The sequence below is a fragment of the Variovorax sp. TBS-050B genome, assembly GCF_029893635.1.
Taxonomy (GTDB): domain Bacteria; phylum Pseudomonadota; class Gammaproteobacteria; order Burkholderiales; family Burkholderiaceae_C; genus Variovorax.
In genome coordinates, this window is record NZ_JARXYR010000002.1 from 4770423 (window position 1) to 4796181 (window position 25759).

Genomic DNA, 25759 nt, shown 5'->3' on the forward strand with positions numbered 1-25759 from the left:
CACAAGCGCCCGCAGCGCCCCTCACGGGGCGGCGGGCGTTCTCTTTTGTGCCACGCAAATAAGAAGAATGGATCAATCGCCATGAATCCAGACGCAGCCAAACTCTGGCAGGCCCCGCGCTGGGCGCTGGCCGTGCTGCTCGCGGTGCTGGGCATGCTGGGCCCGTTCTCGATCGACACCTACATCCCGGCCTTCTCGGGCATCGCGCGTTCGATCGGCGCGACGCCCGCCGAGATGCAGCAGACGCTCTCGGCCTACCTGTTCGGCTTCGCGTTCATGAACCTGTTCCACGGCGCGCTGTCGGACAGCTTCGGCCGCCGGCCCGTGGTGCTGTGGGGCCTCGCGGTGTTCACGCTCGCCTCGCTGGGCTGCGCGCTGTCGCAGAACATCGCGCAGCTGGTGCTGTTCCGCGGGCTGCAGGGCCTGTCGACCGGCGCCGGCATCGTGGTCTCGCGCGCGGTGATCCGCGACATGTTCCCGCCCGCCGACGCGCAGCGCGTGATGAGCCAGGTGACGATCTACTTCGGCGTGGCGCCGGCCATCGCACCGATCGTCGGCGGCTTTCTTTTCGTCCATGCCGGCTGGCATGCGATCTTCTGGTTCCTGGTCGCGGTCGGCGTGATCCTGTTCGCGGCCAACTACAAGCTGCTGCCGGAGACGCTGCACCAGAGCCAGCGCCAGCCGTTCCAGGTCCGGCACCTGATGCGCGGCTACTGGGACCTCTGCTCCGATCCGCGCTTCCTGCTGCTCGCGTTCGCGAGCGGCGTGCCGTTCAACGGCATGTTCCTCTACGTGCTCGCGGCGCCGGCCTTCCTGGGCGACCACCTCGCGCTCGCGCCGACGCAGTTCTTCTGGTTCTTCATGCTGACCATCGGCGGCATCATGGCGGGGGCCTGGGCCAGCGGCCGCATGGCCGGCAAGGTCGCGCCCAAGCGGCAGATCCGCGACGGCTTCCTGATCATGCTGCTGACCTCGCTGGTCAACGTGGCGGCCAACGCGCTCTTCACCGCGCATGCGGCCTGGGCGCTCTGGCCCATCGCGGTGTTCGCCTTCGGCTGGGCGCTGATGGTGCCGGTCGTGACGCTGCTGGTGCTCGACCTGCATCCGGACCGGCGCGGCATGGCCTCGTCGCTGCAGGCGGTGATCGGCTCCACCGCCAACGGCATCGTCGCGGGCGTGATCGCGCCGCTGGTGATGCATTCCACGCTCGCGCTGGCGCTGACCTCGATGCTGATGCTCGGCATCGGCCTGGTGGCCTGGGTCTGGCTGCACGGGCGCTGGCCCGAGATCGGCCGCAGGGTCGCCGCGGAAGCCTGAGGCATGCCGGCGCCGATTTCCGCCCTGTTGACGCATGCCCGCGCCTGGCTGCCGGGCCGCAACACGGTCGATGCGCGCGAGCGCATGCGCGCCGCCTTCGGCGCGGCCGTGGGCCTCGTGATCACCGCGCTGCTGTGCCGCTGGATGGCGCCCTGGACCGGCCACAGCGTCTGGCTGATCGCCCCCATGGGCGCGAGTGCGGTGCTGGTGTTCGCCGTGCCGGCGAGCCCGCTGGCGCAGCCATGGTCGGTGCTGGTCGGCAACACGCTCTCGACGCTGGTCGGCATCGCCTGCGTGCACTGGATCCCCGACACCGCCTGGGCCGCCGCCGCCGCCGTGGGCGTGGCCATCGGGCTGATGTTCGCCACGCGCAGCCTGCATCCGCCCGGCGGCGCGGCAGCGCTGCTCGCGGTGCTCACGCACACCACCGACTACTCGGCCGCGCTGTTCCCCGCGCTCGCCAATTCGCTGCTGCTGGTGCTCGCGGGCGTGGCCTACAACAGCCTCACGGGCCGGCGCTATCCGCACGTGCAGGTCGCGCGCCCGCCCTCGCCGGAAGCGCGCTTCAGCCAGGCCGACATCGACGCGGTGCTCGCGCGCTACAACCAGGTGCTCGACATCAGCCGCGACGACCTCGAATCGCTGATCCAGCAGACCGAGCTCGAGTCGTACAAGCGCCGCCTCGGCACGCTGCATTGCAACGACATCATGTCGCGCGACCCGGTCTCGGTGGAGTTCGGCACGCCGCTCCAGGAGGCCTGGATGCTGATGAAGCAGCGCCGCATCAAGGCCCTGCCCGTCACCGACCGCACGCGCCGCGTGGTGGGCATCGTGACGCAGGCCGACTTCTTCCGCCAGCTCGACCTGGAGCACCATGAAGGCATCGCGGGCCGGCTGCGCGACCTGATCCGGGCCACGCGCACCGTGGTCTCGACCAAGCCCGAGGTGGTGGGCCAGATCATGACACGCCAGGTGCGCGTGGCCAGCGCCGACCGGCCGGTGGTCGACCTGGTGCCGCTGTTCTCCGAGGGCGGCCACCACCATATCCCCATCATCGACCATGAAAAGCGCCTCACCGGCATGATCACGCAGTCCGATTTCGTTCGCGCCCTGTACAGCGCCGTGCGGCCGGAGAGCTGAAGAAAAACCTTTTCCTCAAGGAGCGCGCATGGCGTGGGCGGTGTTGTTCGTGGCGGGTCTGCTGGAGATGGGCTGGGCCATCGGTCTCAAGTACACGGAGGGCTTCACGCGGCTGTGGCCCTCGATCGGCACCGCGCTGTCGATGGTGCTCAGCGTGGTGCTGCTCGGCTGGGCAATGCGCACGCTGCCCGTGGGCACGGCCTACGCGGTGTGGACCGGCATCGGGGCGGTTGGCACCGTGATCCTCGGCATCGTGCTGTTCCACGAGCCCGCTAATGCCGCGCGGCTGATCTGTGTCGGCCTGATCGTCGCGGGCATCCTCGGGCTCAAGCTCACGAGCCCGCACTGAGCCGCGTCATTCGACCACCACGTTGGCCTTCTTCACCAGCGCGGCATAGCGCGCGGCCTCGCTGCGGAAGTAGCTCGCGGCCTGCTCGGGCGTGGTGGGCTTGACGATGTTGCCCTGCTTGTCCATCGCCTCGCGCACCTCGGGCGTCGCGAAGGCGGCGGCCACGGCGTCGTGCACGCGCTGCACGTCGGCGGGCTGCATCTTCGCGGGGCCGATCACCGCGACCCAGCCCTCGACCACGTAGTTCGGCAGGCCCTGCTCCGCGATCGTGGGAATCTCGGGTGCGGCGGGCGAGCGCGCGGGGCCGCAGACGCCGATGGCGCGCAATGCGCCGCTCTTCAGATGCGGCTGCAGCGCCGGCAGCGCCACCACGCCCATCTCGACCTGGCCCGCGATCATGTCGGTCACCATCGGCCCCGTGCCCTTGTACGGGATGTGCCGCGCCTTCACGCCCGCCTGATCGAGGAACATCTCGCCGGCCAGATGGATGATGGTGCCGTTGCCCGACGAGGCGTAGTTGTACGCATCGGGCCTGGCGCGCAGCAGCGCGATCAGTTCCTTCGCGTTCTTCGCCGCCACCTTGGGATGCACGGCCAGCACCAGCGGCGTCGCGCCCACCACCGTGATCGGCGTCACGTCGGCGATCGCGTCGAAGGGCATCTTCTTGTAGACCGCCGGGTTGATCACATGGTTGTTCGACACCATGCCGAGCGTGAGCCCGTCCGGTGCGGCCTTGACCACGGCCGAGGTGCCGGTGATGCCGCCCGCGCCGGGCAGGTTCTCGATCACCACCGGCTGGCCGAAGGCCTTGCCGAGCGCGACCGAGGCCGCGCGCGCGATGGCATCCACGCCCGAGCCCGCGCTGATCGGCAGGATCAGCCGGATCGGCTTGTCGGAGCCCTGCGCAAGCGCGGGCCAGGCCGCCAGCGCCGCGGCCGAGGCGCCGAGGCCGAGGACCGTGCGGCGGTTCATCGCCGAAGAAATCGTGTGCATGTGCTTGTCTCTCGTCGTGGTTCTGGAAAAAGAAGAAGGCCGGCGCTCAGGCCACCGCCCGCTCCGCCTGCATCGCCGCCACCTGCGCTTCGGCATAGCCGAGTTCCGCGAGCAGCTCGCGCGTGTGCGCGCCGAGCGTCGGCGGATCGAGGCGCACGCCCAGGCGCTCGCCGCCGAGCGTGATCGGGAACAGCGTGGTCTGTGCCACTTCGCCCGCGCGTTCGCCGTCGGGGAGGCGGATGTCGGCCAGGCCGCCCGTCGCCTTGAGGTGCGGATCGCCGTAGAGGTCCTCGGGCCGCGTGATCGGCGCGAACGGCAGGCCGCGCGCCTCGAAGATCGCGGAGAGCTCCGCGGCCGACCGGTCCGCGAGCCGCCGGCGCAGTTCCGCCAGCAGCGTGGGCCGCAGGCGCACGCGGTCGTTGTTGGTGCGCAGCGCGGGGTCGGCCCGCAGGTCGTCGAAGCCGAGCGCGTCGCAGAACACCGTCCATTGCGCGTCGCTCACCGCAGCGAGGAAGATCTGCTCGCCGTCCTTCACGGTGAACACGTCGTAGAGCGCCCAGGCCGAGATGCGCTCGGGCATCGGCGCCGCAGGCTGGCCGGTGATCGCGTACTGCAGCATGTGCTGGCCGACGAGGAACACGTTGTTCTCGAACAGTGCCGAGTTCACCTCCTGCCCCTCGCCGGTCTGCTGGCGCTGCATCAGCGCGGCCATGGCGCCGATGGCGCCGAACATGCCGCCCATGATGTCGTTCACGCTGGTGCCCGCGCGCAGCGGATCGCCGGGCCGTCCCGTCATGTAGGCCAGGCCGCCCATCATCTGCACCACTTCGTCGAGCGCGGTGCGATGCTCGTAGGGCCCGGGCAGGAAGCCGGTGTGGTTCACGTACACGAGCCGCGGGTTGAGCTTGCGCAGCGCGGCATGGCCGAGACCGTACTTGTCCATGGTGCCGGGCCGGAAGTTCTGCGCCACCACGTCGGCGCTGACGCACAGCCGCAGGGCCGCTTCCAGGCCCTGCGGGTGGCGCAGGTCCAGCGCGATGCTCTTCTTGTTGCGGTTGAACATCGGGAAGAAGCCCGCGCCCGCGCCGAGCAGATGGCGCGTGCGGTCGCCCTCGATCGGCTCGACCTTGATGACCTCGGCGCCGAGGTCGGCCAGCACCATGCCGCAGGTCGGTCCCATGACCATGTGCGTGAACTCGACCACGCGGATGCCCGCGAGCGGCAGGCGCTTGCCCTCGCTCGTCGCCTCCGCTGCCGCCGCGTTCATGCCGCCTCCGCCGCGGCGGGCACGAAGGTCTTCGGAAAGCCCGCGCGCCAGAGCGTGCCCTGCAGCGTCTCGCCCTCGAGCCAGCCCGCCACGTGTTCGCGCAGCGCGAGCAGCCGCGGCAGGTCGACGCCGGTGGCCACGCCCATCCGCTCGAGCATGAAGACCAGGTCCTCGGTATCGACGTTGCCGCTCGCGCCGGGCGCATGCGGGCAGCCGCCGATGCCCGCGAGGCAGGCGTCGAAGCGCGCGATGCCGAGTTCGAGCGCGGCGTAGGCGTTGGCGAGGCCGAGGCCGCGGGTGTCGTGGAAATGGCCGCACCAGAGGCGATCGCCCGCGATGCGCAGGGCGCGCTCGAACAGGCTGCGCACCATCGCCGGATCGGCATAGCCCACGGTGTCGGCCAAGCTGACGCGGTCGGCGCCGGCGTCGAGCAGCGCCTGCATCAGCCGCAGCACCTCGTCGGGGTCGACCTCGCCCTGGATGGTGCAGCCGAAGGCCGTGCCCACGCCGCCCTCGATCAGCGTCTTCGCGCCCGCCGCGTCGCGCGCGGCGCGGATGCGCGCCACCTCGGCCACCACTTCGTCGGGCGTCTTGCGCAGGTTGGCGAGGCTGTGCGCATGGCTCGCCGACAGCGGCACGACCATCAGGTCGGCCGCCCCGGCGATGGCGCGTTCGGCGCCCTTGAGGTTCGGCACCAGCACCGAGGCGAAGAGCCCCGGCAGCGTCTTCGCGAAGGTCAGCAGCTCGGCCGTGTCGGCCAGCTGCGGCAGCAGGTGCGCCGGCACGAACGAGCCGACCTCGATCTCGCGCTGGCCCGCGGCATGCGCATCGCGCAGCCACTGGCGCTTGCGTTCGGTGGGCAGCACGCGGGCGATGCTTTGCAGGCCGTCGCGCAGGCCCACTTCTCGGACGACCGCGCGCGGCGGCAGGAAGGCGTGGATCAAGTCTTTGTCTCCGTCGTGGGGGGTACGGCGTCGATCTTAGAAGTTCCGATTCGATCCAGAAGGTATATTTTGGAAGCGATCCGATTCCAGAATGGAACATCATGAGAGACCTCGACCTCACCACCCTGCGGCTCTTCGTGGCCGTCTGCGAAACCCGCAGCATCGCGCGCGCGGGCGAGCAGGCCAGCATCGTCGGCTCGGCCATCAGCAAGCGCCTGGCGCAACTGGAGGACACCGTGGGCACGCCGCTGCTGCTGCGCAAGCGCCGCGGCGTGGTGCCGACGCCGGCCGGCGAGACGCTGCTCGAGCATGCGCGCGCGATGCTCGGCAGCGCGCACCGCATCGAGCGCGACATGGCCGCCTACGCGGGCGGCGCGCGCGGGCATGTGCGCATCCTCGCCTCGGCCTCGGTCATGGCCGAGTCGCTGGCCGAGGACGTGGCGAACTTCCTGCAGAACCCCGCGCACCGCGACATCCGCGTCGACATGGAAGAGCGCGTGAGCCCCGAGATCGTGCGCGGCATCCGCGAGGGCAGCGCCTCCATCGGCCTGTGCTGGGACGCGGCCGACCTGGAGGGCCTGCAGCGGCGCAGCTACCGCAGCGACCACCTGGCGATCGTCGCGCACCCGGCGCATCCGGTCGCGCAGCACGCATCGGTGCGCTTCGAGCAGGTGCTCGACCATGAATTCGTCGGCATGCCCGCGCTCAGCGCGGTGCAGCTGATGCTCGCGCGCGAGGCCGCCGTCGCGGGCAAGCCGCTGGTGCACCGCGTGCTGGTGTCGAACTTCGACGCGGCGCTGCGCGTGGTGCGCGCCGGGCTCGCGATCAGCGTGGTGCCCGCGGAGGTGGCGGAGCCCTTCGCCCAGACCTACGGCCTGCGGCTGATGCCGCTCACCGACGCCTGGGCGCGGCGGCGCTTCGCGATCTGCTTCCGCGACGAGGCCACGCTGTCGCTCGCGGCCCGGCTGCTGATGGCGCACCTGGAGCACTGCGCGACCGACCGCGCCGCCGACGCCTGAGCCGATCTGCACGGAACCGGCAACGGTGCGTTGCGGCGGCGGTGCTTGGTGCGCCGCCTGCCGCCGCCTACCATGCGCGCTCACGCCGCCACGCAGGCGCCCACCCCCGAAAGCCCGAATGCGCCACCAGACCCCGTCCGCCACCGGTGCCACGCTGCACTACATCTTCGACCCGATGTGCGGCTGGTGCTATGCCGCCGCGCCGCTGGTGGAGGCCGCCCGCGGCATCCCGGGCCTCGCGGTCCGCTTCCATGGCGGCGGCATGATGACCGGCGCGAACCGGCGCAGCGTCTCGCCGGCATGGCGCGCCTACGTGATGCCGCACGACCGCCGCATCGCGGAGATGACGGGCCAGCCCTTCGGCGAGCCCTACTTCGAGGGCCTGCTGCGGGACAGCGGCGCGGTGATGGATTCCGAGCCGCCGACCACGGCCGTGCTCGCGGCCGACTCGCTGCGCAGCGGCGGCGGCCTCGACATGGTCCACCGCCTGCAGCGTGCGCACTACGTCGAGGGCCGGCGCATCGCCGATGCAGCGGTGCTCCATGCGCTGGCGGCCGAACTCGGCTTCGCGCCGGACGCGTTCGGCGCGGCCTTCGCGCGCCTCGCCGGCGCGCCGACCGCGCGGCACATCGCCGAGAGCCGCGCGCTGCTGCAGCGCGCGGGCGGCCAGGGTTTTCCGACCTTCGTGTTCGCGCAGGCGGACGTGCGCGCAAGCCTGCTCGACATCGGCCCGTGGCTCGGCAACGTCGACGGCTGGACGGCGCACCTGCGTGAACTCGCGGGCGCGGCGCCCTTGCCCGCCGATGCCGCTGCCGCGGCCGAGTCAGGGCCGGCCTGCGGACCCGGCGGCTGCGCGCGCTAGCGCCTCGGCCTCAGGCCGTCAACGGCTGCACTGGAAGCTCGAGGCGAGCGCCGCATCGCCGCCCGTGTAGCGCGGCCACAGCGGCCACTCGCACAGCGGTCGCGCGCGCACGGTCCTGAACGGCGGCTGCAGCTCCTGCTCCGCGAGCTGCAGCCCCGCCGGCGCGCGCCCGCGCTCGGCCCAGTCGGCCAGTGCCGCCAGCATGTCGACGTTGGCCGGCGCGCCGCTGCCGACGTGGTCGACGCCGGGCGCCGTGTAGAGGCGCATGAAGCGGCTCACGTTGTCGCGGCCCATGCGCGCGACCACCGACTCGTGATAGAGGATGCCCGCGAACGGGCTCTGCGCGTAGTCGGCCATGTGCTCGAGCATCAGCAGCTTGCTGCCGCGCGCGGCGAAGGCCGAGAGGTCGGGGTTGGTCGAGTCCATGAGCTGCGACACGGCGGCGATGCGCGCCGCGAAGTTCTCCGCGCGGTAGTTGCGCACGTCGAGCGAAGGATCGCGTGCATAGAAGTACTGCAGCGCGCCGCTGCCGTAGAACCAGGCGATGCCGTTGGCCGGCTGCGGCGGCACGGTGGGCGCGGCGGTGCCGGTCCACCAGGCGGTCCAGCCGCCGGTCGAGGCGAAGGCCGGCGTGGCTTCGCCGCCGATGCCCCAGCCCGGGTACTCGGCCACGCCGTTCGCCAGCGGCACCGGCGAACGCCAGGGCGAGCGCAGCGTGCGCACCGCCTGCACCTGCGCATCGTTCAGGCAGTTGGTGCCGCTGGTGCCGGCCGCGCAGCGCAAGGCGGCCGGATCGAAGCGCTGCAGGCAGGCCACCGGGTTCGAGACCACGCGGTCCGCCAGGCCGTCGGCCGCGTCGCAGGCGGCGAGCACCGCGTCGTGCACCAGCTGCACCTGCGCCGGCCGCAGCCAGCCTTCGCCGAAGGTCGCGATGCCGTTGCGCGTGCCGGCATGCTGCAGCCCGGTCCAGTGGATCACCGGCACGCGGCTGAAGATGCCGTCGAAATCCTGCGGATAGCGCTGCGCCATCGTGAGCGCCTCGCGCCCGCCTTCGGAACTGCCGACGAAGTACAGCTTCTGCGGCGCCTGACCGTAGGCGCGCTGCATCAGCGCCACCGCCACGTCGCGCACCTTCTTGTACGAGGCATGCGCGAAGTTCACCAGCGCCTCATCGTTGAGCGCGAAGGCCTGCGGCGGCTGGCCGGCGACGTTCTGGTGGCCGGAATCGGTGCCGTAGGTCACGTAGCCCTGCGCGAGCGGCGCGGGCTGGTCGAAGCGCGCGCCCGGCACCAGCGCGAGCCCGGTGATCAGCGTGCCGTTGAAGCCGCCGCCGCCGTACTGCACGCTGCGCCCGTTCCATGCGAGCGGCAGGTTGACCTGGAACAGGATCGGCGGCGCGTTCGGGTCGAGCGGCGCGATGCGCCCCAGCACCTTGCAGTGCGCGGGCAGCGCGGGCGCGATGCGCGCCGCGGGCGTGGGGCCGCGCTCGGCCACCGCGAGCGCGGAGGCCGGGACGAGCGTGGCCGAATCGATGCTTGCCGCGCCGCTCGGCAGGCCGATCGCCGAAGGCGCGACCGGCGCCGCGAGCGCCGCGCAGGCCACGGGTGGGTTGCTGCCGAGGGGAATGCGCTGCGGGCCGGAGGTGGTGTCGCAGGCCGCGAGCAAGGCGGCGGCCGCCAGCATGGCGCCCCCGCGGAAGACTGTGTTCGGGATCGCCATGGTCTGTCTCCTTGTGGTTCTTCGGTTCTCGACGGCGCAACGCGCTACCCGCATCGCACGAAACTTCGCAGGCCCAGCCCAGGGCACCCGCGGAACCGGCTTGGCCGGGCCGCCGGGTGCGCCCCCCTCCCGCCGAAGACGAGAGAGGGGGGAGCCGCGAAGCGGCATGGGGGGTGTTTCATCTGCCGACGCCCAGCAGTCGTTCGAGCACCTGCGGCTGGCTGCGCAGGGCCGCCGCGCTGTCGGTGTGGACCACCGTGCCGTGGTCGAGCACCACCGCCTGGTCGGAGATCGCGAGGATCGCCTGCGGATGCTGCTCGACGATGATCGCCGCCAGGCCTTCGTCCTGCGTGATGCGGCGGATCGCACGCAGCAGCTCTTCCACGATGATCGGCGCCAGGCCTTCGAGCGGCTCGTCGAGCAGCAGCAGCCGCGGGTTGAGCACCAGCGCGCGGCCCACCGCGAGCATCTGCTGCTCGCCGCCCGAGAGCTGCGTGCCGAGGTTGGTCTTGCGCTCGGCCAGGCGCGGGAACATCTCGTACACGCGCTGCGGATTCCAGCGGCCCGGCCGCGCGACGGCCGTGAGGTTCTCGTGCACCGTGAGCGACTTGAAGATGTTGCGCTCCTGCGGCACCCAGCCGATGCCCGCCGCCGCGCGCTGGTGCGGCGCGAGCCTGTGCAGCGCCTGCCCGCCGAGCGTGATGCTGCCGCCGTGCTGGCGCGTGGCGCCTGCCAGGGTGTTGATCAGCGTGGTCTTGCCGGTGCCGTTGCGGCCCAGCAGCGCCAGCGTCTGGCCCTCGGCGAGTGCGAAAGCCACGTCGTGCAGCACCACGGCTTCGCCGTAGCCCGCGCTGAGGTTGTCGATGCGCAGCAGCTCAGACATGGGCGCCCTCCGCGGCCGTGCCGTGGCCCAGGTAGACCTCCTTCACCTTCGGGTCGTTGGCGATGGTCTCGGGGTCGCCCTCGGTCAGCAGCGTGCCGTTGACCAGCACCGTCATGCGGTCGGCAAAGCTGAACACCAGGTCCATGTCGTGCTCGATCAGCAGCACCGACACGTCGGCCGGCAGCGCCGCCACGGTCTGCAGCAGCTCCTCGCGCTCGCCCGCAGGCACGCCGGCCACCGGCTCGTCGAGCAGCAGCACGCGCGGCTCGCAGGCGAGCGCGATCGCGATCTCGAGCAGCCGGCGCTTGCCGTAGGCCAGGTGCTTCACCTGCTGCTGCGCCACGTCGGCGAGGCGGAACTGCTCGAGCAGCTGCGCGGCGCGCCCGGTCACGGCGCGGTCGGCGCCGAGCGGGCGCCACCAGCGCGCGCCCAGGCCGCGCTGCTGCGACACCACGAGCGCCAGCGTCTCGAGCGGCGTCATCGAGTCGAACAGCTGGTTGATCTGGAAGGTGCGCACCAGCCCGCGCGCCACGCGCTTGTGCGGCGCGAGCGTGGTGATGTCCTCGCCGAGCAGCGCGATGCGGCCCGCCGTGGGCACCAGCACGCCGGTCAGCAGGTTGATCAGCGTGGTCTTGCCCGCGCCGTTGGGGCCGATGAGCGCATGGCGCGCGCCGCGCCGCAGCGCCATCGTCACGTCGTTGGTGGCGGTGATGCCGCCGAAGCGCATCACCAGGTTCTGCATCGAAAGCACGGTCTCGCTCATCGCGCACCGCCCTTCTTCGCGCGGCCGGCGCCGAGCAGGGCCCAGGGCTTGAGCAGCCGGTCGCGGCCCACGAGCACCAGCAGCACCAGGATCAGGCCGATCCAGAACATCCAGTACTGCGGCGTGACGTTCGAGAGCCAGGTCTGCAGCAGCTTGAAGACGATCGCGCCCGCCACGCCGCCGTAGAGCCAGCCCACGCCGCCGATCACCAGCATCAGCAGCACATCGGCCGAGCGGTCGAAGGCCAGCACGTCGAGCGAGGCGAAGCCGGTGGTCTGCGCGAGCAGCGCGCCCGCCGCGCCCGCGATGCCGGCGGCCACGGTGTAGACCACGGCCAGCCGCGAGACCACCGGAATGCCGATCGCCATCGCGCGCAGCCGGTTGTCGCGGATCGCCTTGAGCGTGGCGCCGAAGGGCGAGTGCACGAGCCGGCGCATGCCGAGGAACAGCAGCAGCATCACCGAGAGCGAATACCAGGCCGCCGTGCGGCCGTAGAGGTCGAACTCGAAGCGGCCGAGCAGCGGCCCCATGACCACGCCCTGCAGCCCGTCGGCGCCGCCGGTGAGCCAGTCGAGCTTGTTGGCGAGTTCGAGCAGCAGCAGCGCGGTGCCCAGCGTGACCATCAGCCGCGTGAGGTCGCTGCCGCGCAGGATCGTCACGCTCGCCACCAGCCCGAGCGCCGCCGACAGCACGGTCGCGAAGAGCAGGCCGACGAGCGGATCGGGCATCACCAGCTTGGCGAACAGCGCCGCGGCATAGGCGCCGAAGCCGAAGAAGGCCGCATGCCCCAGCGAGACGATGCCGGTGTAGCCGAGGATCAGGTCGAGCGACATCGCGAACAGCGCGACGATGACGATCTCGTTGACCAGCAAGGAGTGCGAAGGCACGAGGAAGGGCAGCACGAAGGCCGCGGCCCAGACCACGAACTCGAGCGGGCGCCAGCGCGCCTGGCGCAGCAGCGCCGTTTCATGCGCGGAAGTGCTCATCTAGCGGCCCCCCTTGCGCGTGAAGAGGCCCTGCGGGCGCCACATCAGGATCAGGATCATCAGCAGGTAGACGGTGAACGCACCCATCTTCGGGATGAAGTACTTGCCCGCCACGTCGGCGATGCCGAGCAGCAGCGCGGCCGCGAGCGGCCCGGTGATCGACGAGGTGCCGCCGACCGACACCACGATCAGGAAATAGATCATGTACTTGAGCGGAAAGGTCGGATCGAGCCCGAGGATCTCCGCGCCGAGCGCGCCGCCCAGGCCCGCGAGCCCCGAGCCGACCGCGAAGGTCAGCAGGAACACCACGTTGACGTTGATGCCCAGCCCCGCGGCCACGCGCGGGTCGTCCACCGCGGCGCGCAGCCGGCTGCCGAAGCGGGTCTTCGAGAGGATCAGCTGCAGCACCACCGTGAGCACCGCGCAGACCGCGATGATGAACAGCCGGTAGTGCCCCATGCCGAGCAGCAGCGCGCCGTCGCCGATCTCGGTGCGGCCGCGCAGCCACTCGGGCAATTGCACGTTCTGCTGCGAGGAGCCGACGAAGTAGTCGACCGCCGCCACCGCCATGAAGGCCAGCCCGATCGAGAACAGCACCTGGTCGAGGTGCGGCTTGCCGTACATCGGCCGGTAGAGCGTGCGCTCGAGCAGCGCACCCGCCAGCGCCGCCGCAATGAACGCCAGCGGCAGGCAGGCCAGGAACGGCAACCCCAGCTTCTGCATCGCGAACACCGTGAGATAACCACCCGCCATCGCGAAGGCGCCATGCGCGAGGTTGATGAAGTTCATCAACCCGAGCGTGACGGCCAGCCCGACGGCAAGCACGAAGAGCAGCATGCCGTAGGCAATGCCGTCGAAAAGAATGGTGAGCATGCGAGGGTCTTCGATGCAGCCGAAAGCGGACAGCCGAACGCAGAAGGAAGACAAAAGCTACGCAGAAGTCGCAGAAAAAACAGAATGAATTCTTGGTTTTCCTTCTGCGACTTCTGCGAAACCTTCGCGGCCTCTGCGTTCGGCTCCCGATCCCGTATTCGTATTACTTGGCCTTCCCGGGGTCCTTCACGCCCTTGATCACGTCGAATTCGACGTTGTAGAGCTGCCCGTCCTTCTTCTCGACCTTGCGCAGATACACGTCCTGCACGATGTCGCGCGTCTGCGCGTCGATGTAGACCGGCCCGCGCGGGCTTTCGAAGATCTGGCCCTTCATGGCCGCGAGCAGCGCCTCGCCGCCGCCCTGCCCCTTGGTGGCCTTGAGCGCCTCGTAGATCACGCGCATGCCGTCGTAGCCGCCCACGGCCATGAAGTTGGGGCGCATCTTGGGGTTGGCCTTCTGGAAGGCTTCGACGAACTTCTTGTTCAGCGCCGAGGGATGCGCGGCCGAGTAGTGGTGCGAGGTGACCACGCCGAGCGCGCCGTCGCCCATATCGTTGAGCTGGTCGTCGTCGGTCACGTCGCCGGTGGCGATCATGCGGATGCCGGCCTTGTCCATGCCGCGTTCGAGGAACTGCTTCATCACCGCCGCACCCGCGCCCGAGGGCACGAAGACGAACAGCGCATCGGGCTTGGCGTCGCGCACCTTCTGCAGGAAGGGCGCGAAGTCGGGGTTGCGCAGCGGCACGCGCAGCTTCTCGACCACCTTGCCGCCGTTGAGCTGGAAGCGCTCGCTGAAGAACTTCTCGGCGTCGTTGCCCGGGCCGTAGTCGGCCACCAGCGTGACCACCGTCTTCACGCCGTTCTTCGGCGCCCAGTCCCCCATCGCCACCGACACCTGCGGCAGCGTGAAGCTCGAACGCACGATGTAGGGCGAGGCCTCGGTGATGCTCGACGTGGCGGCGGCCATCACCACCTGCGGCGTCTTCGACTGCGTGGCCAGCGGCGCGGCGGCGAGCGCGGCCGGCGTGACGCCGAAGCCCGCGATCACGTTCACCTTGTCGTTGACGATGAGTTCCTGCGCGAGGCGCTTGGTCACGTCGGGCGTGGCCACGTCGTCCTTGACGATCAGCTCGATCTTCCTGCCCGCCACCGTGTCGCCGTGCTGCGCCATGTAGAGCCGCGCCGCCGCCTCGATCTGCCGGCCGGTCGAGGCCTGCTGGCCGGTCATGGGCAGGATCAGCCCGATCTTGAACTTGTTGCCGTCCTGCGCGCTCGCGAACGGCATGGAAAGCGCGAGCGCCGTCAGGGCCGCGGTCTGGAGGATGTGGCGTCTTTGCATGGTTTTTTTCCTTGGAGGGGCGGAATGCGGAACCGGCGTATTTTGTGCACTTTGCAACACGCGGCGGGGCCAGGCATTCACCTAGGCCCCGCGCGGCGCACGGCATTGTTGCGCGATGAACAAACGCACTGCGCGATCATCGCGCAACGCGCCGTCCGGCTCAGCTGTCGGGGCGGTACGAGGAGTCGAGCGTGAGCGTGCCGACCGCGCGCGAGACGCAGGCGCAGATGCGCGTGGTGGCCTGCTTCTCGTGCTCGCTCAGGAACACGTCGCGGTGGTCGATCTCGCCCTCGACCGCGAGCACGTCCATCGCGCACAGCCCGCATTCGCCGCGCTTGCAGTCCCACAGGGTCTCGACGCCCGCGGCATCGAGCGCCTCGAGCAGCGTGCAGTCGGCCGGTACGGTGATGGCGAGTTCGTGGCGCGGAATGCGCACCGTGAAAGGCTGCGCCGCGAGGCGGCCGCTGCTGCCGAAGGTCTCGAATCGCAGGTCGGCCGGGGCGCGGCCCGCGTCGGCCCAGGCGCGCTTGACCGCTTCGAGCATCGGCACCGGGCCGCAGGTGTAGAGCTGGCCGCCCGCGGGCAGCGCGGCGATGGCGGCGGCGAAGTCGATCGGCGCCGTGCCTTCGTGCGGCACCACGTCGTCGCCGAGCGCCGCGCGCAGCCGGTCGAGGTAGGCGAACTCGCCCGCATGCCGCGCGCCGTAGAGCATGCGCACCGGCACGCCGCTGCGCCGCGCTTGGGCGCCCAGGCGTTCCGCCATCAGCACCAGCGGCGTGATGCCGATGCCGCCGGCCACCAGCAGGTAGCCCGGCGCGCGCGTGTCGAGCGGAAAGTGGTTCTGCGGCGTGCTGACCTGCAGCCGGTCGCCCTCGGCCAGCCGCCACATCGCGAGCGAGCCGCCGCGGCCGTCGTCGAGCCGCTTCACGGCGATGCGCCAGCAACCGCCCTCGCCTTCGCCGACCAGCGAGTACGAGCGCGTCTGCAGCCGGCCCTGGGCGGTCATCACCTGCACCTGCAGATGCGCGCCGGGCTCGTGGGGCAGCACTTCGCCCGACGCGGGCCGCAGTTCGAACTCGCGCACGGTGGGCGTGAGGTCGCGCAGCGCAACCACCTGCGCCTGCATCCATTGAAGATCGCTTTTCATCGAGAGAACACCAACAGGGAAAAAGGAGTGGGGCGTCAGCCGCGGCGGCGGATCAGTTGCACGCCCGGCAGCGGGCGCTGCTCGGCGCCCGGCGTGCCGTGCAGCGCCTCGCGCAGGTTGCGCCGCGCGATGCGGCTGTGCTCGCGCATCAGCGCCTCGGCGCGCGAGCCCTCGCCGGCTTCGATGGCATCGAGCACCTGCCGGTGCTGGTCCTGCGCGATCACGAGCATGTCGCGCGCGGCCGGCGAGTTGGCCTGCACGATCACGAAGCCCGAGGGCGAGGCGAATGGCAGGTTGACCACGCGGTCGAGCTGCTGCGCGATCACCGGGCTGGCGGCCATCTCGCACAGCAGCGCATGGAACTTCTCGTTGTGCGTGACGTAGCGCGAGAAGGCCGCATCGTCGAGCGCGGGCTCGCGCAGCAGTTCGTCGATGCGCGCCAGGCAGGCGCGCGCCTCGCGCAGCACCACGGACGCCGCACCGCGCTCGGCCGCGAGCCGCGCGACCAGGCCCTCGAGCGTGCCGCGCAGTTCGATCGCATCGGCCACGTCGCGTTCGGAGAAGGTGCGCACTGCATAGCCGCCGTTGGGTAGCGCTTCCAGCAGCCCTTCCTGTTCGAGCCGCATCAGCGCGCTGCGCACCGGCGTGCGCGAGACGCCGAGCTGCTCGGCGATCGCGACCTCGGCGATGCGCGCGCCGCCGGGCAATTCGCCCGCGAGGATCATCTCGCGCAGCCGCAATTGCGCCTTCACCGCCTGCGAGCCGCCGCCGTCGACCGTCTCGGCCGCGGCCGGCAACGGCGTGACCGCCGCCGGGCCCTTCACGCGGCCACCTTCTGCGGCACCGGCCGGATCGGGATCGCCGCGCGCGCGGGCCGCTCCTTCTCGACCATGCGATCGATGAGGCGGCGAGCCCACATCGAGCCGGCGTCGATGTTGAGGTTGTAGAACTGGTGGCCGGGCCGCGCGTCGATCGCCTTCTGCTGCGCCTCGAGCACGATCTCGTCCTCGCGGAAGATGCCCGCCACGCCCTCGCGCAGCTCGTGCGTGAGGCGCTGCTCGCCCAGGCAGTAGTTGCGCGCGAAGGCCCAGAAGTAGAGGCAGGTCTTGTCGGTCTCGGGCGTGATGGTGTTGAGCACGTAGCCGTTCACGCCCTTGCTGCGGTCGCCGGGGCGGCCGTCCTTCGGCACCGCGCCGCTGCCCGCCTCGGCCACGCCGACGTCGATGTTGACGGTGCACGGCGCCTCGAAGCGGATGATCTGCCAGCGGTCCACCTTGCCGGCGTAGCCGCGCGCATGGCGGATCTGGCCGCCCCAGAACGGCGGCGCATCGATGTTCTCCATCCAGCGCGTGACGGTGGCCGAGCGGTCGCCGTGCGTGGCGACGAAGGGCGCCTCGGCCACTTCGCGGTTGCCGATCGAGGAGCCGTGCACGAAGGTCTCGTGCGTGAGGTCCATGAGGTTGTCGACCACCAGCCGGTAGTCGCAGGCCACGCGGATCATCTTGCCGTCGCCGGCCCAGGCCGGGTCGTCGTTCCAGTGCATGTCGGGCACCAGCGCCGGATCGGCCTTGGCCGGATCGCCGGGCCAGACCCAGACGAAGCGGTGCTTCTCGACCACCGGGAAGCTGCGCACGCAGGCCGAGGGATTGAGCGTCTCCTGGCTCGGCATGTGGGTGCAGCGCCCCTGGCTGTTGTAGACCAGGCCGTGGTAGCCGCAGACCAGCTCGTCGCCTTCGAGCCGGCCCATCGACAGCGGCAGCAGCCGGTGCCAGCAGGCGTCCTCGAGCGCGGCGACCTGCCCGTCGGTGCGGCGGAACAGCACCAGCTTCTCGTTGCAGACGGTGCGCGAGAGCAGCGCGTGCCGCACTTCGACGTCGTAGGCGGCGGCATACCAGGCGTTGAGCGGGAAGGCGGGCGTGGAGGTGTTCATGGATACTCAATGTATACAGATGATTGAAAATTTCCAGCCCCTTAGCGGAAATCCAAGGGTAAATACTAAGATCAATGTATACAGCGACGCAGCTTATCGAGGCGATAGCATGGACGCCTCGTTTTCAGCCACGACGGAGAACTCCATGTCCCAACACGCCGCCCTGCCCGCCCGCTACGACCATGTCGGCAGTTTCCTGCGCCCGCGCTACCTGCTCGAAGCGCGCGAGAAGAACGCCAAGGGCGAGATCACGCCCGAGCAGCTGCGCCAGGTCGAGGACCAGGCGATCACCGAGATCGTGAAGTTCCAGGAGGACATCGGCCTCAAGAGCATCACCGACGGCGAGTTCCGCCGCACCTACTTCCACATCGACTTCCTCGAGCAGCTCGGCGGCGTGAAGACCGACATCCCGGTCACCATTCGCAAGCCCGACGGCACCGAGGAGCTCGCGCCGCCCGTGATGCGCGTCATCGACAAGGTGCGCCACGCCAAGAACATCCAGCTCGCCGACTTCGAGTACCTCAAGAGCCAGGTTTCGGCCGGCCGCACGCCGAAGGTGACCATTCCTTCGCCGACCATGCTGCACTTCCGCGGCGGCCGCGCCGGCATCAGCAAGGAGGCCTACCCCGAGCTCGATCCCGCGTTCTACGACGACGTGGCCAAGGCCTATGGCGACGAGCTGCGCTCGCTGGCCGCGGCCGGCTGCACCTACGTGCAGATGGACGACACCAACCTCGCCTACCTCTGCGACGAGCACATGCGCGAGGCGGCGCGCAAGCGCGGCGACGATCCCAACGAGTTGCCGCACCGCTATGCCGGCTTCATCAACAAGGTGGTGGCGCAGAAGCCGCCGGGCATGCTGCTGGCCATGCACCTGTGCCGCGGCAACTTCAAGAGCACGCATGCCGCGGCCGGCAACTACGAGCCGGTGGCCGAGGCGCTGCTCCAGGAGATGGACCTCGACGCCTACTTCATGGAATACGACGACGCGCGCTCGGGCGACTTCAAGCCGCTGCGCTACCTGCCCAAGGGCAAGACCGTGGTGCTCGGCCTGGTGACCACCAAGTTCGGCGAGATGGAGGACAAGGACGCGCTCAAGCGCCGCATCGACGAGGCCGCCAAGTACGCGCCGATCGAGCAGCTCGCGCTGTCGCCGCAGTGCGGCTTCTCGAGCACGGTGCACGGCAACAACATCGCGGTGGAAGCGCAGCGCGCCAAGCTGCGTCTGGTCGTCGAAACCGCGCAAGAAGTCTGGGGCTCGACCTGAAAGGGAAGCACCCCCCAAGCCGCTTCGCGGCTCCCCCCTCTCTCGCCTTCGGCGGGAGGGGGGCGCACCCGGCGGCCCGGCCAAGCCGGTTCCGCGGGTGCTCCCCGGCGGCTTCTGGTGAAATCAGGGCATGACAACCACGATCTATTCCGGCCCCCTCAGCATGTTCGGCGCGAAGGTGCAGATCGCCGCGCTCGAAAAGGGCATTGACTTCGAGCTCGTGATGGTGCCGTTCACCAAGGACGACGCCTACGAGCCCAAGCACCCCGAGGTGCTGCGCGTGAACCCGGTCAAGCAGCAGGTGCCGGTGCTGGTCGACGACGAGGTGGCGCTGTTCGACTCCACGCAGATCTTCGAATACCTCGAAGACCGCCATCCCGAACCGGCACTCTGGCCCCGCGGCATCGCCGAGCGGGCCCGCGCGCGGCAGCTCGAGCAGAAGTCGGACGAGGTCTTCTTTCCCAACGTCATCAAGCTCTTCGGCCTGCAGCACGACATGCAGAGCGCCCCGGCGGTCGCGGCGGTCGCCGCCTGCACGCGCTACTACGACGAGATGGAGGCCCTGCTCGCCGACCGCGACCACCTGGCCGGGCCCTACTCCTTCGCCGACATCGCGTTCTACATGGCCTGCATCTTCGCGGACCGCAAGGGCGCGCGCATGGCGCAGGACACGCCGCGGCTGCTGGCCTGGCGCAGCCGCGTGGGCAACCGTCCGGCCGTGCATGCGGTGGTCGATCCGATGATGAAGTTCCTGGCATCGGAAGGCCGCGAGGTGGCCTCGTTCCTGCAGCGCTGACTGGCTGGCGCGGCGGCGGCGTCCTCAGGCATCATCGCCGCATGCCGAACACGAGTTTCGACTGGCTCCCCTCCCCGTCCCAGCACTTTCTCGTCGTCACCTTCGCGCTCCTGGTCTACGTGCTGACCACGCGCGCGCGCCGCGAGCAGCGCGCGCCCACCACCGCCATCGCCTGGGTCATGGGGCTGGTGCTCATGCCCTACGTCATCCTGCCGATGTACCTGCTGTTCGGGCAGCGCAAGCTGCGCCCGGCGGGCTCGCCGCGGCCGCCGCGCTCGCTGCCGCCCAAGCACTGGGCGGCCGACCTGATCGAGAGCTTCGGCCTCGCGCCGCCGGGGCGCTGCGCGATCCGCCTGCATGCCGACGGCGAGGCCGCGCGCGAGGCGCTGTGGCAGGTGATCGACGGCGCGCGCGAGCGCATCGACGTGTGCACCTTCATCATCGGCGACGACGCCATGGGCCGCGCGGTGATCGAGCGGCTCGCCGCGCGCGCGCGCGAAGGCATCAAGGTGCGCGTGCTGCTCGACGGCTTCGGCGCGCTGACGCTGCCGCGCCGCCACTTCGACCGGCTGCGCGACGCCGGCGGCGAGGTCGCGGTGTTCCGGCCCTTCTTCAGCCTGCGTCGCATCGGGCCGCGCAACCTGCGCAACCACCGCAAGTTCACCATTGCCGACGACGGCTGGCTGTGGTCGGGCGGACGCAACCTCGCGGGCGAGTACTTCACCGGCAGCGAGCGCTGCCCCGAAGCCTGGCGCGACCTCTCGTTCGACCTGCGCGGCAGCGTGGCCGCCGCGGCGGCGCGGCAGTTCGACCACGACTGGAGTTCGGTGCGCGGGCGCAAGGCGCGCGCCATCACTGCGCCCGACGTGGACGAGCGCGAGGGCGGCGCGCTCGCGCAGTTCCTGCCGAGCGGTCCCGACCAGACGGAGGACACGGCCCATGCGCTGCTGATCGACGCCTGCTTCCGCGCCGAGCACCGGGTGCTCGCGGTCACGCCCTACTTCGTGCCCGGCGACGGGCTGCGCGATGCGCTCCGGCTCGCGGCGCGCCGCGGCGTGCAGGTGACCATCGCGATGCCCGCGCGCTCGAACCACCGGCTGGCCGACTTCGTGCGCGCCCGCGCCATGCGCGACCTCGCGCGCGCCGGCGTGAGCTTTCGCATGCTGCCGTTCATGGTGCATGCCAAGGCCGTGGTGGTCGACGAGGAGTTGGCGCTCTGCGGCTCGATCAACCTCGACCTGCGCAGCCTGCTGATCAACCACGAGGCGGCGGTGGTGTTCTACGGCGCGCGCGAGATCGACTGGCTGGCCGAGTGGATCGAGACCACCGCCTCGGCCGGCGAGGCCTACCGTGCGCGCCGGCCGGGCCTCCTGCGCGACCTGGCCGAGGGGCTGCTGCTCACCGTCGCTTTCCAGCTGTAGCAGGGGCCGGCCCGGCAGCCTGCTTCGCCAGCGCATCGAGGCCGGCGAAGACGTAGCGCATCAGATCGTCGGCCAGGCCGTCCGCATCCTTCAGCGCCGGCAGCACCTTGTTGCCCAGGTCCTTGGGCGCGACCATCAGCACGATGCAGGGCAGCACCGTGAACAGCAGCGCGCGCTGCACCGAGGGATGGTCTTCGGGCAGGCCCACGATGTCGCCGATCAGGCCGCGGATCAGCCGCGCCTTGGGCTGCACCGCCTGCCGGATCATCACCGGCAGCGCCGGCGACGGCGACAGCGCCTCGCGCAGCACCACGCGGAATCCCCAGGGCGCCTCGGGCCGGCTGCCGGCGGCGATCAGGTGCGCCAGCAGCGCGCGCAGCTTCTCGCGCGGATCGGCCTGGGCGCCGGCGAGGCTCGCGAGTTCGTCCAGGCTCACGAGCTGGCGGTGCGCCTCGACCAGCACCGCCTCGTAGAGCCCGTCGCGGCTGCCGAAGTGGTAGTTGACCGCCGCCATGTTGGTGCCCGCGCGCGTGCAGATCTCCTTGCTGGTGCTCTCGGCGAAGCCGCGCTCCGCGAACAGCCGGCCCGCCGTCTCGAGGATGTGCAGCCGCGTGGTGCTGCCGTCGGTGCGCTGGCTGCGCGCCGCATCGGGCGCGCGGGCCGCGGCGGAGGAAGAAGAAGAAGAAGGGGTACGGGAAGAGCGGGTCGCCATGGGCCGAGGTTAATCGAAAGCAGAAAATACTTCAAATTCAAATTTGAATTTGATAACATCCGCCGCACCCGATCTGAAACCACCCGGCAGGAAAACGCCCATGAACAGGAAACCCCTCATCGCCGCTGCCCTCGTGGCACTGGCCGCAGCCGCTGCTGCCGGCTGGTGGCACTTCGGCCGCCCGGCCGCCCCCTCGGACCGGATCGTGCTGTACGGCAACGTCGACCTGCGCCAGGTCTCGCTCGCCTTCAACGGCACCGAGCGCGTGGCCGAACTCGCGGCGCGCGAAGGCGACCGCGTGCGCGCGGGCCAGGTGCTCGGCCGGCTCGACACCCGCGCGCTGGCGCTGCGCGTGGCGCAGTCGCAGGCGCGCATCGGCGTGCAGGAGCAGGCGCTGCTGCGGCTGAAGACCGGCAGCCGCCCCGAAGAGGTGGCGCAGGCATCGGCGCAGGTCGCCGCGGCGCAGGCCGATGCCGATCTCGCGCAGCAGCAGCTCGCGCGGCTGCAGGCCATCGGCCAGACCACGGCCGGCCGTGCCGTGAGCCAGCAGGACCTCGACAGCGCGCAGGCGCGGCGCAAGGTGGCGCTGGCGCAGCTCGACAACGCGCGCAAGGCACAGCAGCTCGTGGTGGCCGGTCCGCGCAGGGAAGACATCGCGCAGGCGCAGGCGCAGCTCGAATCGGCGCGTGCCGACCTCGCGCTCATGAACCACCAGCTGCAGGAGGCCGAGCTCCGGTCGCCCATCGATGCCGTGGTGCGCGCACGCCTGCTCGAGCCGGGCGACATGGCCTCGCCGCAGCGCCCGGCCTTCACGCTCGCGATCACCGATCCCAAGTGGGTACGCGCCTATGTGGCCGAGCCCGACCTCGGCCGCGTGCGCCCCGGCCAGGCCGCGCGCGTGACCACCGACAGCCATCCGGGCCAGCCGATCGCCGGCCGGGTGGGCTACATCTCGTCGGTGGCGGAGTTCACGCCCAAGACGGTGCAGACCGAAGAGCTCCGCAGCAGCCTGGTCTACGAGATCCGCGTGATGGTCGACGACCGCGACGACCGGCTGCGGCTCGGCATGCCCGCGACGGTGACGCTGCAACTCGCCACGGGCGGCACCTGAATGGCGCCCGCGGTCATCGCCCGCTCGCTGCACAAGCGCTTCGAGATCAAGGGCTCGGAGCAGGCGGTGCATGCGCTCGCCGGCGTCTCGCTCGAGGTGCCGGCCGGCACCCTCACCGCGCTGGTCGGGCCCGATGGCGCCGGCAAGACCACGCTGCTGCGGCTGATGGCGGGCCTGCTGCGCGCCGACGAAGGCACGCTGCGCGTGCTCGGCATCGACGTGGCGGCCGATCCGCAGGCGGTGCAGGACCGCATCAGCTACATGCCGCAGCGCTTCGGCCTCTACGAGGACCTGAGCGTGCAGGAGAACCTCGACCTCTACGCCGACCTGCACGGCGTGCCGCGCCAGGCGCGCCGCGAGCGGCAGGCGCGGCTGATGGAGATGACCGACCTCGGCCGCTTCACCGACCGCCCCGCGGGCAAGCTCTCGGGCGGCATGAAGCAGAAGCTGGGCCTGGCCTGCACGCTGGTGCGCTCGCCCGACCTGCTGCTGCTCGACGAGCCCACGGTGGGCGTGGACCCGCTCTCGCGCCGCGAGCTGTGGCAGATCGTGCAGCAGCTGGTCGACGAGGAGAAGCTCTCGGTCATCGTCAGCACCGCCTACCTCGACGAGGCCGAGCGCTGCAGCCAGGTGTTCGTGCTGCGCGAAGGCCGGCTGATCGCCGGCGGCACCCCGGACGAGATCCGCGACCATGCCGAGGGCCTGTGCTTCGCCGCGGCACCGCCGCCGGGCGAGGCGCCGCGCCTGCTGCAGGCGCGGCTGCTCGATGCGCGCGAGACCGTCATCGATGCGGTGCCGCAGGGCGGCGAGGTGCATGTCATCTGCCGCCGCGGCGCGGACCACGCGCTCGCGGACCTGCTCGGCGGCGCGCGCGCCGAGCCGGTGCCGCCCCGGCTCGAGGACGGCTTCATGGTGCTGCTGCGCACGCAGCAGGCGGACGACGCCACGCCGATCGAGGCCGCGCCGCCGCCGCCGGTTGCCGCCGGCGCGTCGCCCGCCGAAACGGTCATCGAGGTGAAGGACCTGGTGCGCCGCTTCGGCGACTTCACCGCCGTCGCCAGCACCAGCTTCTCGGTGCGGCGCGGCGAGATCTTCGGCCTGCTCGGCCCCAACGGCGCGGGCAAGACCACCACCTTCCGCATGCTGTGCGGCCTGCTGCCCGCGAGCGGCGGCCAACTGCGCGTGGCCGGCGTCGACCTGCGCCATGCGCGTGCCGAGGCGCGCCGGCGCATCGGCTACGTCTCGCAGAAGTTCGCGCTCTACGGCAACCTCACGGTGCACGAGAACCTCTCGTTCTTCGGCGGCGCCTACGGGCTGCGCGGGCCGCGGCTGCGCGAGCGCATGGCGACGGTGCTGCGCCAGTTCGACCTCGAACGCGAACGCGATGCACCGAGCGGCCAGCTGCCGGGCGGCTACAAGCAGCGCCTCGCCATGGCCACCGGGCTGCTGCACGAACCGGAGATCCTGTTCCTCGACGAGCCCACGAGCGGCGCCGATCCGCTCGCGCGGCGCGCGTTCTGGCGCCGCATCACGGCGCTGGCCGAAGGCGGCACCACCATCGTCATCACCACCCACTTCATGGAAGAAGCCGAATACTGCGACCGCATCGTGATCCAGGACGCCGGCAAGGTGCTCGCGATCGGCACGCCGCGCGAGGTCCGTGCGCAGGCGCTCGAGGGCGATGCCACATCGCGGCGCATCGGCATGGAGCAGGCCTTCATCGACATCGTCGAGAACGCGCGGCGCGCGAACGACGACAGGAGGGCCGCGGCATGAGCGGCTTCGCGACCCGCCTGGTCTCGCTCACGCGCAAGGAGTTCCGCCAGCTGCTGCGCGACCGCAGCAACCTCGCGATCGGCATCCTGCTGCCGATGGTGCTGATCCTGATCTTCGGCTACGGCATGTCGCTCGACGTCAGGAACGCGCCCGTGGCCGTGGTGCTCGAGGACCCCTCGCCCGCCGCGCACGAGGCCATCGCCGGCCTGCAGCTCTCGCCCACGATCGCGCCCGTGCTGCTGGGCTCCATGCACGAAGCCGAGGTGCTGATGCGCCGGCGCGAGGTCGACGGCATCGTGCGCGTGCCGCCGGACTTCTCGCGCGCGCTCGCGGCCGGCGACGCGCGCGTGCAGCTCGTCGTGCACGGCGCCGACGCGGGTCGCGCCACCATCATCCAGTCCTACGTGAGCGCCGCGCTCGCCCAGGCGTCGCTGCGGCAGGCCGACCGGGCCGGGGGCGCCACCGACGGCCTCGCCCCGGCCGCGGGCCGCGTCACGGTGGAGCAGCGCATGTGGTTCAACACCGCGAACACCAGCACCTGGTACCTGGTGCCGGGGCTCATCGTGCTGATCATGACGCTGGTCGGCGCCTTTCTCACCGCGCTGGTCATGGCGCGCGAATGGGAACGCGGCACGCTCGAGGCGCTGTTCGTCACGCCCGTGCGGCCGGTGGAGATCCTGCTCGCGAAGATCATTCCGTACTTCGCGGTCGGCATGCTCGGCCTGCTGCTGTGCCTGCTGGCCGCACGCTTCCTGTTCGCGGTGCCGATGCACGGCTCGCTGGCCGCGGTGGTGCTCAGTTCCATGCTCTACCTGATCGTGGCGGTGAGCCTCGGGCTCGTGATCTCTTCCGTCACGCGCAACCAGTTCCTCGCGAGCCAGGTGGCGCTGATCGCGACCTTCATGCCCTCGATGATGCTCTCGGGCTTCCTGTTCGACCTGCGCAACGTGCCCGCCGCCGTGCGCCTGATCGGCCACCTGCTGCCGGCCACCTACTTCATGGAGCTGATCAAGACGCTGTTCCTCGCGGGCGACGTCTGGCCGCTCATCTGGCGCAACTGCGCCGTGCTCGCGGCCTATGCCGTGGGCCTGCTGCTGCTCGCGCGCGCGGTCACGCGCAAGCGGCTCGACTGAGGACGCCGCACC

The 25759-nt window shown here is 70.8% G+C and carries 24 protein-coding genes; 11 read left to right on the top strand and 13 right to left on the bottom strand.

What is annotated here, in order from left to right:
• Window positions 1-81 precede the first annotated feature (81 nt).
• Genes M2165_RS25295 through sugE form a run of 3 tightly spaced genes read left to right on the top strand, consistent with a single transcriptional unit; the run spans window position 82 to window position 2806 of the window.
• Window positions 82-1317, top strand: coding sequence for a multidrug effflux MFS transporter (locus M2165_RS25295; protein ID WP_280817302.1), 1236 nt, complete (start codon window positions 82-84; stop codon window positions 1315-1317).
• A 3-nt stretch (window positions 1318-1320) separates the two neighbouring features.
• The gene (locus tag M2165_RS25300) at window positions 1321-2457 is read left to right on the top strand and encodes an HPP family protein (protein WP_280817303.1); all 1137 of its coding nucleotides are present in this window, start codon (window positions 1321-1323) and stop codon (window positions 2455-2457) included.
• A 28-nt stretch (window positions 2458-2485) separates the two neighbouring features.
• Window positions 2486-2806 carry a quaternary ammonium compound efflux SMR transporter SugE gene (gene sugE, locus M2165_RS25305; protein WP_280817304.1) on the top strand — a complete coding sequence of 107 codons (321 nt, stop codon included), beginning with the start codon at window positions 2486-2488 and terminating at the stop codon, window positions 2804-2806.
• Between the two features lie 6 nt (window positions 2807-2812).
• Here the strand turns inward: sugE and M2165_RS25310 are convergent, their stop codons facing one another.
• Genes M2165_RS25310 through M2165_RS25320 form a run of 3 tightly spaced genes read right to left on the bottom strand, consistent with a single transcriptional unit; the run spans window position 2813 to window position 6010 of the window.
• Window positions 2813-3799, bottom strand: a complete 987-nt coding sequence (locus M2165_RS25310) for a tripartite tricarboxylate transporter substrate binding protein (protein ID WP_280817305.1) — start codon at window positions 3797-3799, stop codon at window positions 2813-2815.
• 46 nt (window positions 3800-3845) lie between these two features.
• Window positions 3846-5066: a CoA transferase gene (locus M2165_RS25315; RefSeq protein WP_280817306.1), complete on the bottom strand. Its 1221-nt coding sequence runs from the start codon at window positions 5064-5066 to the stop codon at window positions 3846-3848.
• The gene (locus tag M2165_RS25320; RefSeq protein ID WP_280817307.1) at window positions 5063-6010 is read right to left on the bottom strand and encodes a hydroxymethylglutaryl-CoA lyase; all 948 of its coding nucleotides are present in this window, start codon (window positions 6008-6010) and stop codon (window positions 5063-5065) included. Before M2165_RS25320 ends, M2165_RS25315 begins: the two co-directional genes overlap by 4 nt.
• 101 nt (window positions 6011-6111) lie before the next feature.
• On the opposite strand from M2165_RS25320, the gene M2165_RS25325 reads away from it, so the two are divergent.
• Complete coding sequence (locus M2165_RS25325) at window positions 6112-7029, top strand: LysR family transcriptional regulator (protein ID WP_280817308.1); 918 nt, start codon at window positions 6112-6114, stop codon at window positions 7027-7029.
• 118 nt (window positions 7030-7147) lie between these two features.
• Complete coding sequence (locus tag M2165_RS25330) at window positions 7148-7891, top strand: DsbA family protein (protein WP_280817309.1); 744 nt, start codon at window positions 7148-7150, stop codon at window positions 7889-7891.
• 18 nt (window positions 7892-7909) lie between these two features.
• Here the strand turns inward: M2165_RS25330 and M2165_RS25335 are convergent, their stop codons facing one another.
• From M2165_RS25335 to M2165_RS25375, 9 genes are all read right to left on the bottom strand, one after another.
• Window positions 7910-9610, bottom strand: coding sequence for a tannase/feruloyl esterase family alpha/beta hydrolase (locus M2165_RS25335; RefSeq protein WP_280817310.1), 1701 nt, complete (start codon window positions 9608-9610; stop codon window positions 7910-7912).
• Window positions 9611-9788: 178 nt separating this feature from the next.
• Window positions 9789-10493: an ABC transporter ATP-binding protein gene (locus tag M2165_RS25340; protein ID WP_280817311.1), complete on the bottom strand. Its 705-nt coding sequence runs from the start codon at window positions 10491-10493 to the stop codon at window positions 9789-9791.
• Window positions 10486-11256, bottom strand: coding sequence for an ABC transporter ATP-binding protein (locus M2165_RS25345; protein ID WP_280817312.1), 771 nt, complete (start codon window positions 11254-11256; stop codon window positions 10486-10488). Before M2165_RS25345 ends, M2165_RS25340 begins: the two co-directional genes overlap by 8 nt.
• Window positions 11253-12242 (bottom strand): branched-chain amino acid ABC transporter permease, encoded by a 990-nt coding sequence (locus tag M2165_RS25350; RefSeq protein WP_280817313.1) that lies wholly within the window; start codon window positions 12240-12242, stop codon window positions 11253-11255. Before M2165_RS25350 ends, M2165_RS25345 begins: the two co-directional genes overlap by 4 nt.
• Window positions 12243-13115: a branched-chain amino acid ABC transporter permease gene (locus M2165_RS25355; RefSeq protein ID WP_280817314.1), complete on the bottom strand. Its 873-nt coding sequence runs from the start codon at window positions 13113-13115 to the stop codon at window positions 12243-12245.
• Between the two features lie 163 nt (window positions 13116-13278).
• Window positions 13279-14454: an ABC transporter substrate-binding protein gene (locus tag M2165_RS25360; RefSeq protein ID WP_280817315.1), complete on the bottom strand. Its 1176-nt coding sequence runs from the start codon at window positions 14452-14454 to the stop codon at window positions 13279-13281.
• Window positions 14455-14614: 160 nt separating this feature from the next.
• Window positions 14615-15601, bottom strand: coding sequence for a PDR/VanB family oxidoreductase (locus tag M2165_RS25365; RefSeq protein WP_280817316.1), 987 nt, complete (start codon window positions 15599-15601; stop codon window positions 14615-14617).
• Window positions 15602-15636: 35 nt separating this feature from the next.
• Window positions 15637-16398 (bottom strand): GntR family transcriptional regulator, encoded by a 762-nt coding sequence (locus M2165_RS25370; RefSeq protein WP_280817620.1) that lies wholly within the window; start codon window positions 16396-16398, stop codon window positions 15637-15639.
• 23 nt (window positions 16399-16421) lie between these two features.
• Complete coding sequence (locus tag M2165_RS25375) at window positions 16422-17531, bottom strand: aromatic ring-hydroxylating dioxygenase subunit alpha (RefSeq protein WP_280817317.1); 1110 nt, start codon at window positions 17529-17531, stop codon at window positions 16422-16424.
• A 145-nt stretch (window positions 17532-17676) separates the two neighbouring features.
• Here M2165_RS25375 and M2165_RS25380 point away from each other — a divergent pair, with 145 nt between their 5' ends.
• The 3 genes from M2165_RS25380 (at window position 17677) to M2165_RS25390 (ending at window position 21015) form a co-directional block, all read left to right on the top strand.
• Window positions 17677-18798 carry a 5-methyltetrahydropteroyltriglutamate--homocysteine S-methyltransferase gene (locus tag M2165_RS25380; protein ID WP_280817318.1) on the top strand — a complete coding sequence of 374 codons (1122 nt, stop codon included), beginning with the start codon at window positions 17677-17679 and terminating at the stop codon, window positions 18796-18798.
• A gap of 130 nt (window positions 18799-18928) precedes the next feature.
• Window positions 18929-19594, top strand: a complete 666-nt coding sequence (locus tag M2165_RS25385; protein ID WP_280817319.1) for a glutathione S-transferase family protein — start codon at window positions 18929-18931, stop codon at window positions 19592-19594.
• Window positions 19595-19635: 41 nt separating this feature from the next.
• Window positions 19636-21015, top strand: a complete 1380-nt coding sequence (locus tag M2165_RS25390; RefSeq protein ID WP_280817320.1) for a phospholipase D-like domain-containing protein — start codon at window positions 19636-19638, stop codon at window positions 21013-21015.
• Here the strand turns inward: M2165_RS25390 and M2165_RS25395 are convergent.
• Window positions 20993-21727: a CerR family C-terminal domain-containing protein gene (locus M2165_RS25395; RefSeq protein ID WP_280817321.1), complete on the bottom strand. Its 735-nt coding sequence runs from the start codon at window positions 21725-21727 to the stop codon at window positions 20993-20995. The genes M2165_RS25390 and M2165_RS25395 overlap by 23 nt on opposite strands.
• A gap of 100 nt (window positions 21728-21827) precedes the next feature.
• Here M2165_RS25395 and M2165_RS25400 point away from each other — a divergent pair, with 100 nt between their 5' ends.
• From M2165_RS25400 to M2165_RS25410, 3 genes are read left to right on the top strand one after another with little or no spacing between them, the layout of a single operon-like run.
• On the top strand, window positions 21828-22838 hold the full coding sequence (locus M2165_RS25400) for an HlyD family efflux transporter periplasmic adaptor subunit (RefSeq protein WP_280817322.1): 1011 nt from the start codon (window positions 21828-21830) through the stop codon (window positions 22836-22838).
• The gene (locus M2165_RS25405; RefSeq protein WP_280817323.1) at window positions 22839-24614 is read left to right on the top strand and encodes an ATP-binding cassette domain-containing protein; all 1776 of its coding nucleotides are present in this window, start codon (window positions 22839-22841) and stop codon (window positions 24612-24614) included.
• Entirely contained in the window at window positions 24611-25747 is a 1137-nt protein-coding gene (locus M2165_RS25410) for an ABC transporter permease (RefSeq protein WP_280817324.1), read from the top strand. Before M2165_RS25405 ends, M2165_RS25410 begins: the two co-directional genes overlap by 4 nt.
• Window positions 25748-25759: the final 12 nt, after the last annotated feature.

Excerpts from the sequence above, each read along its gene's own strand:
- M2165_RS25385 (WP_280817319.1), top strand. The coding sequence starts at position 18,929 with ATGACAACCACGATCTATTCCGGCCCCCTCAGCATGTTCGGCGCGAAG.
- M2165_RS25315 (WP_280817306.1), bottom strand. The coding sequence starts at position 5,066 with ATGAACGCGGCGGCAGCGGAGGCGACGAGCGAGGGCAAGCGCCTGCCG.
- M2165_RS25345 (WP_280817312.1), bottom strand. The coding sequence starts at position 11,256 with ATGAGCGAGACCGTGCTTTCGATGCAGAACCTGGTGATGCGCTTCGGC.
- M2165_RS25355 (WP_280817314.1), bottom strand. The coding sequence starts at position 13,115 with ATGCTCACCATTCTTTTCGACGGCATTGCCTACGGCATGCTGCTCTTC.
- sugE (WP_280817304.1), top strand. The coding sequence starts at position 2,486 with ATGGCGTGGGCGGTGTTGTTCGTGGCGGGTCTGCTGGAGATGGGCTGG.
- M2165_RS25390 (WP_280817320.1), top strand. The coding sequence starts at position 19,636 with ATGCCGAACACGAGTTTCGACTGGCTCCCCTCCCCGTCCCAGCACTTT.
- M2165_RS25375 (WP_280817317.1), bottom strand. The coding sequence starts at position 17,531 with ATGAACACCTCCACGCCCGCCTTCCCGCTCAACGCCTGGTATGCCGCC.
- M2165_RS25335 (WP_280817310.1), bottom strand. The coding sequence starts at position 9,610 with ATGGCGATCCCGAACACAGTCTTCCGCGGGGGCGCCATGCTGGCGGCC.
- M2165_RS25410 (WP_280817324.1), top strand. The coding sequence starts at position 24,611 with ATGAGCGGCTTCGCGACCCGCCTGGTCTCGCTCACGCGCAAGGAGTTC.
- M2165_RS25295 (WP_280817302.1), top strand. The coding sequence starts at position 82 with ATGAATCCAGACGCAGCCAAACTCTGGCAGGCCCCGCGCTGGGCGCTG.
- M2165_RS25310 (WP_280817305.1), bottom strand. The coding sequence starts at position 3,799 with ATGCACACGATTTCTTCGGCGATGAACCGCCGCACGGTCCTCGGCCTC.
- M2165_RS25380 (WP_280817318.1), top strand. The coding sequence starts at position 17,677 with ATGTCCCAACACGCCGCCCTGCCCGCCCGCTACGACCATGTCGGCAGT.
- M2165_RS25360 (WP_280817315.1), bottom strand. The coding sequence starts at position 14,454 with ATGCAAAGACGCCACATCCTCCAGACCGCGGCCCTGACGGCGCTCGCG.
- M2165_RS25395 (WP_280817321.1), bottom strand. The coding sequence starts at position 21,727 with ATGGCGACCCGCTCTTCCCGTACCCCTTCTTCTTCTTCTTCCTCCGCC.
- M2165_RS25350 (WP_280817313.1), bottom strand. The coding sequence starts at position 12,242 with ATGAGCACTTCCGCGCATGAAACGGCGCTGCTGCGCCAGGCGCGCTGG.
- M2165_RS25330 (WP_280817309.1), top strand. The coding sequence starts at position 7,148 with ATGCGCCACCAGACCCCGTCCGCCACCGGTGCCACGCTGCACTACATC.
- M2165_RS25300 (WP_280817303.1), top strand. The coding sequence starts at position 1,321 with ATGCCGGCGCCGATTTCCGCCCTGTTGACGCATGCCCGCGCCTGGCTG.
- M2165_RS25340 (WP_280817311.1), bottom strand. The coding sequence starts at position 10,493 with ATGTCTGAGCTGCTGCGCATCGACAACCTCAGCGCGGGCTACGGCGAA.
- M2165_RS25365 (WP_280817316.1), bottom strand. The coding sequence starts at position 15,601 with ATGAAAAGCGATCTTCAATGGATGCAGGCGCAGGTGGTTGCGCTGCGC.
- M2165_RS25325 (WP_280817308.1), top strand. The coding sequence starts at position 6,112 with ATGAGAGACCTCGACCTCACCACCCTGCGGCTCTTCGTGGCCGTCTGC.
- M2165_RS25400 (WP_280817322.1), top strand. The coding sequence starts at position 21,828 with ATGAACAGGAAACCCCTCATCGCCGCTGCCCTCGTGGCACTGGCCGCA.
- M2165_RS25405 (WP_280817323.1), top strand. The coding sequence starts at position 22,839 with ATGGCGCCCGCGGTCATCGCCCGCTCGCTGCACAAGCGCTTCGAGATC.